Source organism: Runella sp. (assembly GCF_965279615.1).
Lineage (GTDB): Bacteria > Bacteroidota > Bacteroidia > Cytophagales > Spirosomataceae > Runella.
Window position 1 is genome coordinate 5,002,574 of sequence record NZ_OZ257252.1, and the last position, 14,436, is coordinate 5,017,009.

The window sequence follows — 14,436 nt, forward strand, 5'->3', positions numbered from 1 at the left end:
CTACATTATTTTTCCGCCTTTTTTTATCCAACTTATTTCCACAATTGCCTCAGAATTAATAGGCCCGTACACGTGTGGAAAGGTTTCGGTACTATGAGGTGAAGGCTCGTAAATGAGCGGTGAGGTAAGCTTGGATTCATCAATATGGATCAACAATAAATCGGTAACTCCGCCATAATATCGCTCCAAAACGCCCGCTATTTGCGATTGTGTGCTGCAATGAATAAACGTTTCAACATCCAGCGTCTCACTTTTGTACGCCGGAGCGTACTCAAATTGTGCCCAATAGTCGGGCGCGACAATGTGATAGATCATCAGCTTGGCGTAATAACAGGTTCTGCTTTTTTGGGAAATAATAAAGAAGCTGCGATGGCAACACCCAAAATTCCCACAATAACATACAGTGAATAGACGGTCTTAAAGCCCCAGGCTTCCAGGTAATGATGCAACAGCATTTTGAGCCCGATGAACGAAAGCAAAATTCCCAAACCGGGCTTGAGATAATGGAATTTGTCCATAATGCTCGACAAAAAGAAGAACATGGAACGTAACCCCATAATGGCAAAAACGTTGGAGAAAAAGACAATGTAGGGGTCTTTGGTAATGGAAAAAATGGCAGGAATGGAATCAACGGCAAAGATCAGATCCGTGACCGAAATTACGATCACTACCACAAAAATAGGCGTGATATACCATTTTTTGTAACGTTTGTGAAAAATGAAAAAATGGTCAACTACATTACGATTAAACACATTCAGGTACTTTGAAGCAAATCGTACGGCAATGTGTCCGTCGGTATCAATTTCATCATCGCCTTCTTTTTCAAAAAGAATTTTACCGCCTGTATAGACTAAAAATGCCCCAAAAATGTAAATGATCCATTCAAATTTTTGCAGCAAAGCCGCACCGACAAAAATGAAAATAAAGCGAAGTACCACCGCACCTGAAATTCCCCAGATCAATACTTTTTTGTAGAATTTTTCATGAACACCAAAGGAATTGAAAATAAGAATGAACACGAAAATATTATCGGCAGAAAGCGAATATTCAACCAAATAACCGGTAATGTATTCAAGCGCCATGTTGTTTTGAAAGGTCTGCAAACTGGCCGCAAAATTGCCCGGAATAAGGGTTACGTGTTTGGCGTATTTTTCTACTACCGATTCCAGATGCGCCATGTCAGACACATCGTGAACGAGATAGCCGAAATTCTTAATAAAAAAATAAAATCCAATGGACAATGCGACCCAGATAGCACTCCAAATACCGGCTTCCTTAAAACTAACGATGTGGCTTTTTTGCTTGGTAAATATGCCAAGGTCAATGAGCATCACGAAAATAACAAATACCGTAAATGCTCCAAAAAATAGAGTTTCGTTCGAAATCATCGCTTACGCGTGGGTTAATTGTGGGAATGGTTATTGGCTAATAAGCCTCAAACAGCTACCAAAGTTCCGTAGATTCTTTTACAATGACAAATGGTTGCGGTTGAGCCCAAGCGGGCCTAAAAGTTGTTTCGCCGATTTTTTGTAATGCAGAGTAAATCAAAAAAAATGATTTTTGGCTAATTTTTACAACGTTTCCATGAATTCTTTGATAGCATTAGCAGCAGCTTTAGGGTCTTCGACCATGCCCATGTGGCCGGCTTCTTTTAAAATTAAGGTATGAGAGTTGGAAGGGACTTCAGATAAGCCAATGTTTTTCTCAAACGAGATCAACTTGTCTTCTTTTCCAAAAATAAACAAAACAGGAACATTGGCAGCTCGGAGGACTGCGGTGCGGTCAGGGCGATTCATGATTGCTTTAAAGCCTGCAATGACAGCTTCGGTAGGTAATTGAGAATACTTCTCAATGTGGCTTTTGATGATAGCAGGGTTTTCTTTGGCAAAATCCTCGCTGTACATGGTTGGCCCCGATTGCTTAATGAAGGCTGCTGCACCGTTGGTTTCCATGAATTTCAACGTTTTTTTGCGCTGTTCCGCTTTTGCTTCGTCGTCGGCATAAGCCGTAGAATGGAAAAGGCCGAATCCTTGGAGAAGTTCCGGGTATTTTTCGGCAAATGCCAAGGTAAGATACCCGCCCATCGAATGACCGATCAGTACACATTTTTTAACGCCTACATCTTCCAGCCACTCATACAGACCATCGGCATAGTCTTCAATGCTTTTGTATTTTGTATCAGTTGATATATCGGGAGTGAGCACTTGGTATGCATCAAGATGAGGCTTTACATCTTCCCAAATGGAGGCGTCTACGCCGTGGCCGTGGATCAGAACGAGTGTTTTCATGTTAGTTGAAATGGTTATGCAGCCCGTAAAAAAGGCAATAGCCTGACAGTCTTATACTGCAGGCTATTGCCAAAGATACTAAAAGAATATTTTATGCGACTGATTTCAGCACAAATAATGACGAACGTTCAAATTTCTCGCGGGCATAATCCAACGTGAGCGTAAACTCCGTTACGTCCTTTAGAGAAGGCAGATCAAACATTGCATCGGTCATGATGGCTTCGCAAATGGAGCGCAAACCGCGTGCGCCCAATTTATAAGATAATGCCTGTTCTACAATGTATTCAAGCACATCATCGTCAAAAGTCAACTTAATGCCTTCCATAGTAAACAATTTTTGGTATTGTTTGGCAAGAGCATTTTTAGGTTCGGTCAGAATTTGGCGCAATGCATCACCGTCTAATGGATTAAGATAGGTCAACGCCGGCAAACGACCGATTAGCTCGGGAATTAATCCAAACGATTTCAGATCCTGCGCGGCAACGTAACGCAACAAGTTGCCTTTATCAAATATCTCACCCAAACGACGGTCGTTTGTAAAGCCGATAGGGCGTGAGTTAATGCGTTTGGCAATGTGACGGTCAATGCCGTCAAAAGCTCCACCGCAAATAAAAAGGATGTTTTCGGTATTGATCGGAATAAGTTTTTGGTCGGGGTGTTTACGTCCGCCTTGCGGGGGAACGTTTACGACAGATCCTTCCAACAACTTCAAAAGTGCCTGCTGTACACCTTCCCCGCTCACGTCACGCGTGATGGATGGGTTGTCGCTCTTGCGCGCAATTTTATCAATTTCATCAATAAACACGATACCGCGCTCGGCAGCTTCAGCGTTGTAATCTGCCGCCTGAAGCAGTCGCGTCAGGATTGTTTCCACGTCTTCTCCGACATAGCCGGCTTCGGTCACCACGGTAGCATCGGCAATGCAAAAAGGCACTTGCAGCATTTTGGCAATGGTGCGTGCGAGGTAAGTTTTACCCGTCCCCGTTTCACCAACCATGATGATATTGGTTTTCTCAATGTAGACCTCATCGTTTGATTTAGGCTGCATGAGACGTTTATAGTGATTGTAAACCGCCACCGAAAGCGTCTTTTTAGCTTCGTCCTGACCGATCACGTATTGGTCAAGAAAGCGCTTCATTTCGAGGGGTTTGATGAGATTGAACTTGGGAGTGGAAGGTTTTTCCTTTTTCTTTTTAGGATACAATTCTTCTTGAACTACGCCGTAGCCTTGCTCAATGCAAAAATTACAGATGTGGGCGTCAATACCCGAGAGCAGTAGCTGGACCTCATTTTTCCGTCTGCCACAAAAAGAACAATTGATTGCTGCCATGAAAGGAGTCAAAGTGACCTAATGTTTAAATTTGATGTTGCAAAGTTAAGTTTTAACAACAACAAACCCCAATTAGTTTATCTAACGGAATACGCACCCCCGGCGCGGGTTGTTGCAATGGGCTATTGATTATGCGTTGGAAATGAGTGAATTTGAGGATTTACACTTGTTTTTTTGCGTCGTAAGAGCATATTTTACGTAAAATAAGTAGGTTACAAAAAAGAAATGATTTGTCGTTTCAGGCATTTGTACGTTATTTTAAAACCGTGACTTTGATTTTAATCCGGTGCTGTAATTCTTAACCTAAACCTTAATGAAAAATAATCTCTTTTTACTTTTCCTGATTCTTGCAATTGCCGCCTGCAAAGGCACTTCCGACCAAACCGCTGCTTCTGCCGATAGCACAGCAACTGCGGCCGACACCTCACAAATTGAAAGTTCTCCCAACAATTTTTACTGTATTCCCGGCCTTAAGGCAGGCAGCGTAAAAGCAAACAGCAGCGAGGCTTCTTTAAAAGAACTACTGGGCGCAGAAAATGTGATCCGTGATTCGGTTTATATCGGAGAAGGATTTTATGAAAAGGGAACGACGCTTTTTAAAGGCACGCCCGAAGAAGCCCAAATTTTGTGGAAAGATACAATCAACTATGCCAAACCTGATAACGTTCTGATACGCCCCGCCGAAGGAAAACCCAATCAATGGCTGGTAGAAGGAGGAATCAAGATAGGAATGACGCTTATAGAACTGGAAAAAATAAATGGAAAACCTTTTAAGATCGGCGGTTTTGGCTGGGACTATGGCGGTTTTGCTACCGACTGGCAGGGAGGAAAACTGGAAGATAAAAACGGTATAGCGAATATGTCGCTTCGATTTGACTACAATTCAGAAGATGAAAAACTGGCTCCGTTTGCCGAAAAAGTAATGGGTGAAGGTCCATTTCTGTCGTCCAACCCCGCTATGCAGAAGCTTAATCCCAAGATAGTTGAGATCTCGATCCGATTTGATGAATAAAAAATAAGGCTTGGGCTACCGGTTATCAGCAGCCCAAGCCTCAAAAAAAGTCTATAGATCTAGCCTTTGAAAGTAGCGTCTGCTTTTTCCCAATCTACCACATTCCAGAATGCATCGACGTAGTCAGGGCGTTTGTTTTGATATTTGAGGTAATAGGCATGTTCCCATACGTCAAGGCCAATGATCGGTGTGCCTTTTACGTCGGCAATGTCCATCAATGGATTGTCCTGATTGGGAGTAGAAGTAATGGCAACGCCATCGTCAGTTTTGATAAGCCATGCCCAGCCTGAGCCAAAACGACCTAATGCTGCTTTCTTAAATTCGTCTTTGAAGGCAGTGAATGAACCAAACTTAGCATCAATGGCTGCGGCCAATTCACCTACCGGCTCACCGCCACCGTTTGGCGAAAGAATGTTCCAGAAGAATGTGTGATTCCAATGTCCGCCACCGTTGTTGCGAACGGCCGGAGAAATAGCGCCTGCGCTTGCTACCAATTCTTCCAGGCTTTTGCCTTCGTTGGGAGTGCCTGCAATGGCGTTGTTGAGGTTCGTCACGTAGGTATTATGGTGACGGTCATGGTGGATTTCCATGGTGGTTTTGTCGAAATGGGGCTCCAGCGCATCAGAAGCGTAGGGCAGGGGATCTAATGTAAAAGACATGAGAGTTATTATTTAAGTTTTAACTGGTTACTCGACAGCAAAACACCGTCCCCGCGTTTTATGTTCGCAGCCGTAGAAAAAAAATCTTTAAAAGTTGGGAAATTTCCGGTTCCAATATACCTTTTTTAACGGTCGTTTTAGGATGGAGGATGTTTTGGGATAATAAAGAGTAGCCTCTCTTTTCGTCCGAAGCACCGTAAACAATACGCCCGATCTGCGACCAATACAAGGCTCCCCCGCACATTACACAGGGTTCCAACGTCACGTACAACGTACAATCTTTGAGGTATTTACTGCCCAAATAATCGGCGGCGGCAGTAATGGCAAGGATTTCGGCGTGGGCTGTTACGTCACCCAATTGCTCGGTTTGGTTACGGGTTTTAGCAATAATACGATGTTGACACACAATGACCGCTCCCACCGGAATTTCTCCTGAGTCGGCAGCGGCTTGGGCTTCGTAAAGCGCCAGTTGCATGTAGTATTCATCAGAAAAAAGAGGGTACATGGCGTTATTTCCTATCGCGTACCGCTTTTACTTCTGCGGCCGAAATGGCGGAAGCGTTATTTCCAAAATTGGTACGAACAAAAGTCAATACGTCAGAAATTTCCTGATCGGAGAGGAAATCGTTGGCGGGCATGATGTTATTGTAACGCTCGCCGTTGATTTCTATCGGCTCCTGCAACCCTTTCAAAATCACGTTGATAAGCTTCGGTTTTTCGCCAAGTACCCACGGTGTTTTGATCAACGGAGGATTAAGCCCCGGTACGCCGTCGCCGGTTTCCTGATGGCACACCATACAGTTGTTTTCATAAATCTGTTTACCCCTTGCCAACTGCGCAGCACCGGGAGCGGCAGATGCTTTCGGTGCTGCTTTTTTGGTTTGGGAAAATGCGGTAAAAGAAATCAGAAAGGTGAATAGAAAAAGAGACTTCATCAGAAAATTATAAGAGATTGAACTGGTGGGTTAATAAGTTGCTTAGAAAGCAGCAGCCTATTTTTTATACATTACGCGCCATACTTTTCCCTTTTGAGAATCGGTAATATAAAGCGAACCGTCGGGGCCTTGGGCCAAACCCATCGGGCGTGATTTAGCACCGCCCGGTGAAGGTGTGTCGGTACCTGCAAAACCGTTGGCAAATATTTCATAATTGCCCGAAGGCTTGCCGTCTTTGCCCAAAGGCACAAACGCTACTAAGTAACCCGCTTGGTTTTTAGCACCGCGATTCCACGAACCATGAAAAGCAATGAAAGCGCCGTTTTTGTAACGTTCCGGAAACTGATTACCATTGTAGATCAATAAACCATTGGGTGCCCAGTGGCCCGGAAAGCCCATCAACGGCAGGTCTTTTCCTTCACAGCGGCCTATGGTTTTTGCGTCGCCGCCATACTCAGGATTCATCAGTTTTTTGGCTTGCAGGTGGTCATAATAGCAATAAGGCCAACCAAAATCGGACCCTTTTTTGACCAATAAAAATTCTTCGGAAGGAAGGTTGTCGCCGTTGGGAAGAGGGTATAATTCAGGGAAATAGGCCGCAAACATATCTCGGCCGTGCTGCATGGCGTAGAGCTCTCCCGTTTGTTTGTTCCAATCCAAACCTACAATATTCCGAATGCCTGTTGCATAGCGCGTTCCATCGGCTTGGGTTTGATTAAGTTTGTCGGCTTTAAATTGCCAAACGCCGCCGTGTTGCTCCAGCAGTGGACAAGGGTCCATGCCCGGTGAGCCTTTCTGACGATCTTTTTCCTGACAAACATTGGAAGGCGCACCCACGGTGACGTACAAATTTCCTTTATCATCCAACGCAATGGACTTAGATTCGTGTTGGCCTTTGTCGGGCAAACCCTTTACAATGGTTTGTTTGGAGGTTTCATCGGGAATTCCGTTAACGAGTTTATAACGATACACATCCTGATTGGAAGAAGCATATAAATAACCGTTTGAGATCGCAATACCGGTGCCGATATAGTCACCAAACGCCTGCGTTTCGTCTACTTTGCCATCGTTGTTTTTGTCGCGGAGCAGCAAGATTCCTTTACCGTCTTTGAGCGCACTGAGTTTGATGAAAATATCGCCGTTGGAATTGACCACAATGTGCCGGGCTTTGCCGGATTCTTCCGTAACGGTTACCGCACCAAATCCCTGAGGGAGTGTAATGCCGCCATTGTCTGCGTCGGCTGTTGGTTGCTTGCCGGAAGTTGATTTGTCATCGGATACAGTGCAATAGCCGAGCGTGCTTAAGCCAATGCAAAAGAAGAGTTGAATAAAGGTTTTCATCGTTTGAGCGGGGTTACCGGTTCATGTAGAATTTTGGAAACAGATATGACATTCAAAGTTATAAAATACATAACAAAAGAGGATACAACTGTGTTAGTTATATCCTCTTTTTAGGGGTTTGTGAGAAGTGACTTTATGCTGCATAAGCGACGCTCTGTTCTTCTTCCAAATATTGCATCAGCTTGTTCAGTGTAGTCAATTTGTGATAATCTTCGTCGGGAATTCGCAGGCCAAATTCCTGTTCAAGTTTCATCATCAGATCAACGGTGTCTAAGCTGTCGAAGCCCAGATCTTTTACAAAATGAACATTGTCGCTGACTGCGTGGCGTTCTACGCCAAAGTCGTCTAAAATAGTTAAAATACGTTCTTTCATGGCATTGTATGTTAATGTTGAGGTATTAATCTACCTTTTCTTAACGCCGAAAAAGCCACAAAAATTTCACGAAATAAGATGAAACCAATAACTATTTAAGTAATCTTAACACAAGTTTCTTTTAATCAATAAGATATAAAAGAGAATATTGTAAAAAAAACAGAACGAAACTATAAAAACGGCTTTACTTAGCACTTTTCTTTAAGATGATCCCTGCCAATGGCGGCAAGGTCAATACCACAGATTGTGCCTGATTCTGCCATCTTTCGGGTTGAGATTCTATAACCTGTGTATTGCCTACGCCGCTTCCATAAAAAGAAGAAGCATCACTGTTAAAGATTTCTTCCCATCTTCCGGCAGACGGCACACCGATGCGATATCCATATTGCGGCACAGGTGTAAAATTCAGAACCACTGCGATGGAGTCATCGGGATTGAGGCCCTTACGAATATACGCAACAATGCAATTTTCGCGGTCCTGTGAATCGATCCATTCAAACCCTTCGGGTGAAAAATTATAATCGTACAGGGCAGGTTGATTGCGTAAAGTGGCATTGAGTGCTTTCATACACTCTTTCATTCCCTGATGAGGAGCGCGGTCGAGCAGGTGCCAATCCAACGATTGTTTAAAATTCCATTCGCCGATCTGGGCGAATTCTCCACCCATAAAAACGAGTTTAGTACCGGGATGAGTGTACATGTACGTAAACAACAACCGTAAATTCGCAAAACGTTGCCATTCATCGCCCGGCATTTTTCCTACAAGGGAGCCTTTTCCGTACACCACTTCATCGTGAGAAAGCGGCAACATGAAGTTTTCGGTAAAGGCATAGACCAAGCTAAATGTGATCTGGTCCTGATGCCAACGACGGTACATCGGATCTTTTTCGAAATACTTCAAGGTATCGTTCATCCAGCCCATCATCCACTTCATGCCGAAGCCAAGTCCGCCTAAATACGTAGGACGCGATACGCCCGGAAAGGCAGTCGATTCTTCGGCAATTGTCTGAACATCAGGGAAATCTTTGTATACGGCCTCGTTCATTTCACGCATCAACGAAATGGCCTCAAGGTTTTCACGTCCGCCCAATTCGTTAGGAATCCATTCTCCGTGTTTACGGGAATAATCCAGATAAAGCATCGAAGCTACCGCATCTACGCGAAGGCCATCGGCATGGTAGCGATCTAACCAAAACAGCGCATTTGAGATCAAAAACGAACGAACTTCATTGCGGCCATAATTGAAAATATAGCTTTTCCAGTCGGGGTGATAGCCTTTGCGTGGGTCGGCGTGTTCGTATAAATGTGTACCGTCAAAGTTGAATAAACCGTAGGCATCGCCGGGAAAATGGGAAGGAACCCAATCCATGTACACACCGATACCTTCGTTATGAAGCTGTTCAATGAGGTACATCAGATCCTGCGGATTCCCCATGCGCGAGGCGCAGGAGAAATAGCCCGTGATCTGATAGCCCCATGAAGGCGGATAAGGTGCCTCCATAATAGGCATGAACTCCACGTGCGTAAAACCCATCTCTTTGAGATACGGTACAAGGCTGTCGGCAATTTCGCGGTAACTTAAAAAACGTTCGGGGTCGGCCGGATCACGCATCCATGAGGCCAAATGCACTTCATAGACCGAGATCGGAGAGGCTAATGAATTGCTCTTGCGGCGATTTTTCATCCAATCCTCGTCCTGCCATTCATACCAGGTATCCCACACGATTGAGGCAGTTTTGGGTGCCAGTTCACACCAAAGCGCAAATGGATCGGCTTTTTCCAATTCCATGCCGTGATTGTTGGATTTGATGAAGTATTTATAAACTTCACCACGACCGATGTTTGGCACAAACCCTTCCCAAATACCTGAGCCATCCCAACGTGAGCTAAGTGGGTGACTGCCGCGTTCCCAACCATTGAAATTCCCAATGACGGATACATAGTGTGCATTGGGTGCCCAAACAGCAAAATAAGTACCTACAACCCCTTTATGCTCCGCGACGTGAGAACCCAGCTTTTCGTATAACTTAAAGTGCTTGCCCGATTTAAATAAATAAATATCAAATTCTGAAAAGCGCGAATAGTTTTCAACAGCCTGTAATGGAGCTTCTGTGGCAACAGTTTCTTCCACCGGTTCGGCTTTTTTACGGGTTTTCTTCGGAACGGGCGTTTCGGCTACGACTTCTGTTTTAGTTTTTGCTGATTTTGCCATAATATTGGGATTGGAGATGATTCATTATAGGTTGTGCGGTGCAAAATAGATTTTTTCGAGCCAAAATTGCACTATATGCACTAAAAAAATCTTTTTCTTTTTTCAGAAATCTCTTTCGCAAAACCAAGAACCGCTTGATTATGAATTTTTTCGACATCAACTCCATTCTTTTTGAAGCATGGGGCTACAAAATGAGCCACTTGGAGTTTTGGGCTACCGTCACGGGAGCCGTGGCGGTTTGGCTATCGGCGCGCGAAAATGTGTGGAGTTGGATCGTTGGGCTGTTGAACGTGGTCTTGGCTTTTGTGCTTTTTTATCAGATACAGCTTTATCCTGATATGTTTTTACAGGTTTTCTTCTTCATCACCAACCTTATCGGTTGGTGGCAATGGAAATACCCGAAAGCCATTGAAGCAAACCTGAAAAACGAACTCAAGATCAGTAAACTGACCCTGCAACAATGGCTGACGCTTGGCGCGGGTGGGCTTGTTTTTACGTTTGCGATGGGGAGTTTTGCCCAAAATTTACACGAATTTTTTCCGGTGCTGTTCAGCAAACCCAGTGCCTTTCCCTATATGGATTCGTTCACCACCGTTATGAGCATTGTGGCTACGTTTATGCTGATCCGTAAAAAGATCGAAGCGTGGTATGTGTGGTTGGTGGTAGATGCCATCGCTACGTATATGTATTATTTGAAAGAAGTGAAACTGTACTCGTTATTGTATTTTCTGTTTTGCTTCATTGCGGCCTTTGGTGCTTATCATTGGACCAAAGAGTACCGCAGCTACCTTGGAAAATGAAAAAAGGGCTGATCTTCGGAAAATTCATGCCTTTTCACAAAGGACATAAGGCGTTGATTGACTTTGCATTGTCGCAATGTGAGAAAGTGATCGTTTCGATGAGTTATACGCCTACTGACCCCATTCCTTCCGACATTCGGTTTCAATGGCTGCACCAACTTTTTGATCACGATCCACGAATTCAGCTTTTTCAGGCCTTGGATGATTTTCCGGATGAAGAATTGCCGCTGATTGAAGCCACCAAATTGTGGGCGACGTTTATCCATCAGACGTTTCCTGACATAGAAGGCGTTTTTTGTTCGGAGGAATATGGCGTGCCTTTGTCTCAGCATCTGAATTGCCCCGTACTGTTTTTTGACTTGAACCGCGTTCAGGTTCCAATTTCGGCCACGGCTATTCGAGCGAATCCTTATTTGCATTGGGACTTTATTCCTGAGGTGATAAAGCCCTATTTCACGAAGAAAATCTGCGTATATGGCCCCGAAAGCACGGGGAAAACTACGCTGACGCAACAACTTGCCGACCATTTTCAAACAACCTTCGCACACGAAACCGCTCGCGATGTGCTGACATCCAATGATTTTGGGGTAGAAACCATTATTGAGATCGGGAGATTACAGACAGCGTTGGTCAAACAACGATTGCAAACCGCCAATAAAGTACTTTTCTGCGATACGGATCTGATCACAACTCAAATCTACAGCCGACACTACTTTGGCTATGTGACTGACGCGTTGAAAAAATTGGAACGGGAAGTGTCCTACGATCTGTATTTGCTCTTAAACATTGATACACCTTGGGTGGCTGATTCTTTGCGGGACATGGGCCATCGACGCGCTGAAATGTTCGCTGTTTTTAAAGATGAATTGCAAAAACGCCGGCTTCCGTACGTCTTGATTGAAGGAACGTGGGAAGAACGTTTTGCCGGTGCGCGAAAACAAGTGGAAAAACTGCTCGAAAATCCCTAACCTTTTTTGTCCATTGATACGGCAATGGCTTCCGCCAGATCAATGGCTAAGAGCATTGGTTGCGTGTCTACGTGGTCAAGGGTATCTTCGGGACGGTGAATGTGGGGCATAAGCCCGTTTTCATCCAATGCCGAGAGCGTGACGCAGGGAATGCCGTCGCGTACAAACCAAGCGCTGTCAAAATCGGCCGTGTGCCAACTTCCCGTATTGACCTCGCTGAAGTGACGGTCATTTTGAATGATGTTAAGCGCCGTTTTTGTTATTGCATTATCATATTCGATCAACGTCATGCTGCCCGTTTGGGTAATGACCTTCAATTGACCACTGCCCAATGTGTCAAAATTGATGAGATAGAAAGCGTCGTTCTTTCCTTTCAATTGATGTTTAACTGACTTCCAATAATGATAAGCGCCCACCATTCCCACTTCTTCGGCGTTGGTCAGTACGATTTCTATTTCTGTATTTTTAAGGCGGGTTTTAAGGTACTCTGCCGTTTTCAGGGCTGCTACTACGCCCGTAGCATTGTCGCTCGCGCCGTTGGTGTAGCCTTTCTGCCAAAAACCGGCCGTTCCCAAAACTGCCTGCCCGATAAAATAGACAGAAAGCAATATTCGAATCACCAGCAGGTAAATATTTTGGGGTAAATGGTAACTCAAACCTACAATAGGTACCGCCAACGCCATCAAAACCATAGAAGCGCGAATGGAATTACGAAACCCATCTTTGGACTGACGACTGTACAATGACGACACCGGAGCCGAGTCGTAATGTGCCATCAGAATGAGTTTACGTTTTGCATTTGGCCGGGCATGACGCCCAATGATATTTTTGGCTTGAACCAAAGGCGGCAGAAAAAGAAAGACGGAAGGGCGCCAATCAAAATAAAGCAGCCCGTTAATAGCAAAAAAAGCGACCAAAATAACCGAAGCCCACCCAAGCCATTGAATAGTCATAAGGCCGAAAATAAGCCCCCCAATGAGCCAATACACAATGGGAAGATAGGTCGGTGGAGTGCGAAAGGTCTGAAAATCGACGGCAAAACCTGCTTCTTTCAGCTCTTTTGAGATAATATCAGCAGCTTTTGCGTTGGACTTGCTTGCGGTTCCTCGGTGAGGGAAAGCAGTCAGTTGTTCTAATAAAAGATGGGGGTCGGTTGGCATGGATTAAAATACTGCTATTTGATGCGCCACTTGGGGGAGATATTGTATCGTAGTCCGATACCTGCGTTAAAACCTGCACCACGAGTCACAAATTCTGCCTTTTCTATCGGCTCCTGATTGTTTCGAATGGACACCTTTACGTTGGCAATACTCGTTAAGCCCATTACCTGACGCGCATAAAGACTCACGGTAAATCGCCGCGAGACAGCCCAGTTAAAACTGGCCGCCAACTCTGCATTGATGGAATGTTGTCGAAGCACGCCTACGGTGCCTGAATAACTGAGGGAATCGGTCCATGTATGACCACGCGTTGTAATAACACCGTTAAATGTTTTTTGAGTAATCTCGCCGTTTGCCCAAACGTATTGTAATCCGCCTCCTAAATGGGCTTCGAGTTTGTCATAAAATACCCGTACACGCCAATTGGCCCGCAGCGGAAACGACATGAAATGCAGGGGATTGGTGCCGATGGCACGGTTGGTTTGATAAAGATAAACGAGGTTGAGCGGTAGAGAATAAATACCCGTTTCGACAGACATAAAGGGGTTTACCACCCTGCCTATTTTTATTCCGTACATTGGCATGACGCCTGACCCGCCGGGGTTATATTTGGTGAGCTCGCCCGCTATCATGCGGGTTGAATTACTGAAGATTCCGATGTCTGTTCCGACGTACCAATTGCCGCGGAATAGTTTACTTTGACCAAACCCCGACAATGCAGACAAACATACCAATCCAACTATCGCGTAGCAGTGTTTCATGGGTAGGTAGCGTTAATGACCTGAAAGTGTGGCTAATATACGGAATTTAGAAATTCAGTTCGCAAAAAACATAGTATTATTTAAAGAATACCCCAAAATGAAAAAAGGGCTGCTGAAAAGCAGCCCTTACAGAAAGCCAAATCCTTAGAACCAATTTGCTCCAAGGCTACGAAAAGGCCACGGGATAGAGATCAAAATGAGCAATAGTGCCACCAAATAAAAGGTGAACACTTTGCCGTGATTGAGTTTCTTAGCCTGTGCATGACCAATGGTAATGAGTGCAATGGCAATGATCATTCCGACAACGTGTTCAACGGTGTAAAAACGGTAGAACCTATCGCTCATCATATCAAAACGCACTTTTACGCCCCAAGCCAAGGCATAAAGAATAAGCCCGATCAACAATTGGGTATGCGTGGAAATCATGGCGAATAAGTATACTTTGGAATAAGGGGCGTTGGGTTGGTTGCGCTTGGTAAAGGCGATATAGATCGCGGCGACCAACAGCGCAAGAACTACGTATCGAAGACCGGAGTGGGCACGTACAAGAATTTCCATAGTTAATTGTTTTGGTATATGAATGAATAAAAACAGGAA

General features: G+C 44.6%; 16 protein-coding genes. 3 read left to right on the forward strand and 13 right to left on the reverse strand.

Annotated elements, in window-relative coordinates; genetic code table 11:
• From ACQY73_RS21090 to clpX, 4 genes are all read right to left on the reverse strand, one after another.
• Entirely contained in the window at positions 1-315 is a 315-nt protein-coding gene (locus ACQY73_RS21090; protein ID WP_428654618.1) for a DUF952 domain-containing protein, read from the reverse strand.
• Entirely contained in the window at positions 315-1,388 is a 1,074-nt protein-coding gene (locus ACQY73_RS21095; RefSeq protein WP_428654620.1) for a TerC/Alx family metal homeostasis membrane protein, read from the reverse strand. The genes ACQY73_RS21090 and ACQY73_RS21095 overlap by 1 nt, the downstream gene beginning before the upstream one ends.
• Before the next feature lie 183 nt (positions 1,389-1,571).
• Complete coding sequence (locus ACQY73_RS21100; RefSeq protein WP_428654623.1) at positions 1,572-2,288, reverse strand: alpha/beta fold hydrolase; 717 nt, start codon at positions 2,286-2,288, stop codon at positions 1,572-1,574.
• A gap of 91 nt (positions 2,289-2,379) precedes the next feature.
• A complete protein-coding gene (gene clpX, locus ACQY73_RS21105) occupies positions 2,380-3,618 on the reverse strand; it encodes an ATP-dependent Clp protease ATP-binding subunit ClpX (RefSeq protein ID WP_428654625.1) in 1,239 nt (412 codons plus the stop codon).
• 313 nt (positions 3,619-3,931) lie between these two features.
• Between clpX and ACQY73_RS21110 the strand changes: the two genes are divergently transcribed.
• Complete coding sequence (locus ACQY73_RS21110; RefSeq protein ID WP_428654628.1) at positions 3,932-4,630, forward strand: hypothetical protein; 699 nt, start codon at positions 3,932-3,934, stop codon at positions 4,628-4,630.
• Positions 4,631-4,689: 59 nt separating this feature from the next.
• On the opposite strand, the gene ACQY73_RS21115 is transcribed toward ACQY73_RS21110, so the two are convergent.
• The 6 genes from ACQY73_RS21115 to glgB form a co-directional block, all read right to left on the reverse strand.
• On the reverse strand, positions 4,690-5,289 hold the full coding sequence (locus tag ACQY73_RS21115; protein ID WP_428654630.1) for a superoxide dismutase: 600 nt from the start codon (positions 5,287-5,289) through the stop codon (positions 4,690-4,692).
• Positions 5,290-5,347: 58 nt separating this feature from the next.
• A complete protein-coding gene (locus ACQY73_RS21120) occupies positions 5,348-5,794 on the reverse strand; it encodes a nucleoside deaminase (RefSeq protein ID WP_428654632.1) in 447 nt (148 codons plus the stop codon).
• Positions 5,795-5,798: 4 nt separating this feature from the next.
• Positions 5,799-6,224: a c-type cytochrome gene (locus tag ACQY73_RS21125; protein ID WP_428654633.1), complete on the reverse strand. Its 426-nt coding sequence runs from the start codon at positions 6,222-6,224 to the stop codon at positions 5,799-5,801.
• A gap of 57 nt (positions 6,225-6,281) precedes the next feature.
• On the reverse strand, positions 6,282-7,565 hold the full coding sequence (locus tag ACQY73_RS21130; protein WP_428654635.1) for a PQQ-dependent sugar dehydrogenase: 1,284 nt from the start codon (positions 7,563-7,565) through the stop codon (positions 6,282-6,284).
• 133 nt (positions 7,566-7,698) lie between these two features.
• Positions 7,699-7,938 carry an acyl carrier protein gene (locus ACQY73_RS21135; protein WP_428654637.1) on the reverse strand — a complete coding sequence of 80 codons (240 nt, stop codon included), beginning with the start codon at positions 7,936-7,938 and terminating at the stop codon, positions 7,699-7,701.
• A 184-nt stretch (positions 7,939-8,122) separates the two neighbouring features.
• Positions 8,123-10,150, reverse strand: a complete 2,028-nt coding sequence (gene glgB, locus ACQY73_RS21140; RefSeq protein WP_428654639.1) for a 1,4-alpha-glucan branching protein GlgB — start codon at positions 10,148-10,150, stop codon at positions 8,123-8,125.
• A 140-nt stretch (positions 10,151-10,290) separates the two neighbouring features.
• Between glgB and pnuC the strand changes: the two genes are divergently transcribed.
• Both pnuC and ACQY73_RS21150 read left to right on the forward strand, forming a co-directional pair.
• Positions 10,291-10,950, forward strand: a complete 660-nt coding sequence (gene pnuC / locus ACQY73_RS21145) for a nicotinamide riboside transporter PnuC (protein WP_428654641.1) — start codon at positions 10,291-10,293, stop codon at positions 10,948-10,950.
• Positions 10,947-11,918, forward strand: coding sequence for an AAA family ATPase (locus ACQY73_RS21150; RefSeq protein ID WP_428654643.1), 972 nt, complete (start codon positions 10,947-10,949; stop codon positions 11,916-11,918). The genes pnuC and ACQY73_RS21150 overlap by 4 nt, the downstream gene beginning before the upstream one ends.
• Here the strand turns inward: ACQY73_RS21150 and ACQY73_RS21155 are convergent.
• The 3 genes from ACQY73_RS21155 to ACQY73_RS21165 all read right to left on the reverse strand — a co-directional run bounded on the left by ACQY73_RS21155 (position 11,915) and on the right by ACQY73_RS21165 (position 14,397).
• Positions 11,915-13,078 (reverse strand): M20/M25/M40 family metallo-hydrolase, encoded by a 1,164-nt coding sequence (locus tag ACQY73_RS21155; RefSeq protein ID WP_428654645.1) that lies wholly within the window; start codon positions 13,076-13,078, stop codon positions 11,915-11,917. The genes ACQY73_RS21150 and ACQY73_RS21155 overlap by 4 nt on opposite strands.
• A 14-nt stretch (positions 13,079-13,092) precedes the next feature.
• On the reverse strand, positions 13,093-13,839 hold the full coding sequence (locus tag ACQY73_RS21160; RefSeq protein ID WP_428654647.1) for a hypothetical protein: 747 nt from the start codon (positions 13,837-13,839) through the stop codon (positions 13,093-13,095).
• A gap of 144 nt (positions 13,840-13,983) precedes the next feature.
• Entirely contained in the window at positions 13,984-14,397 is a 414-nt protein-coding gene (locus tag ACQY73_RS21165) for a cytochrome B (protein ID WP_428654649.1), read from the reverse strand.
• Positions 14,398-14,436: the final 39 nt, after the last annotated feature.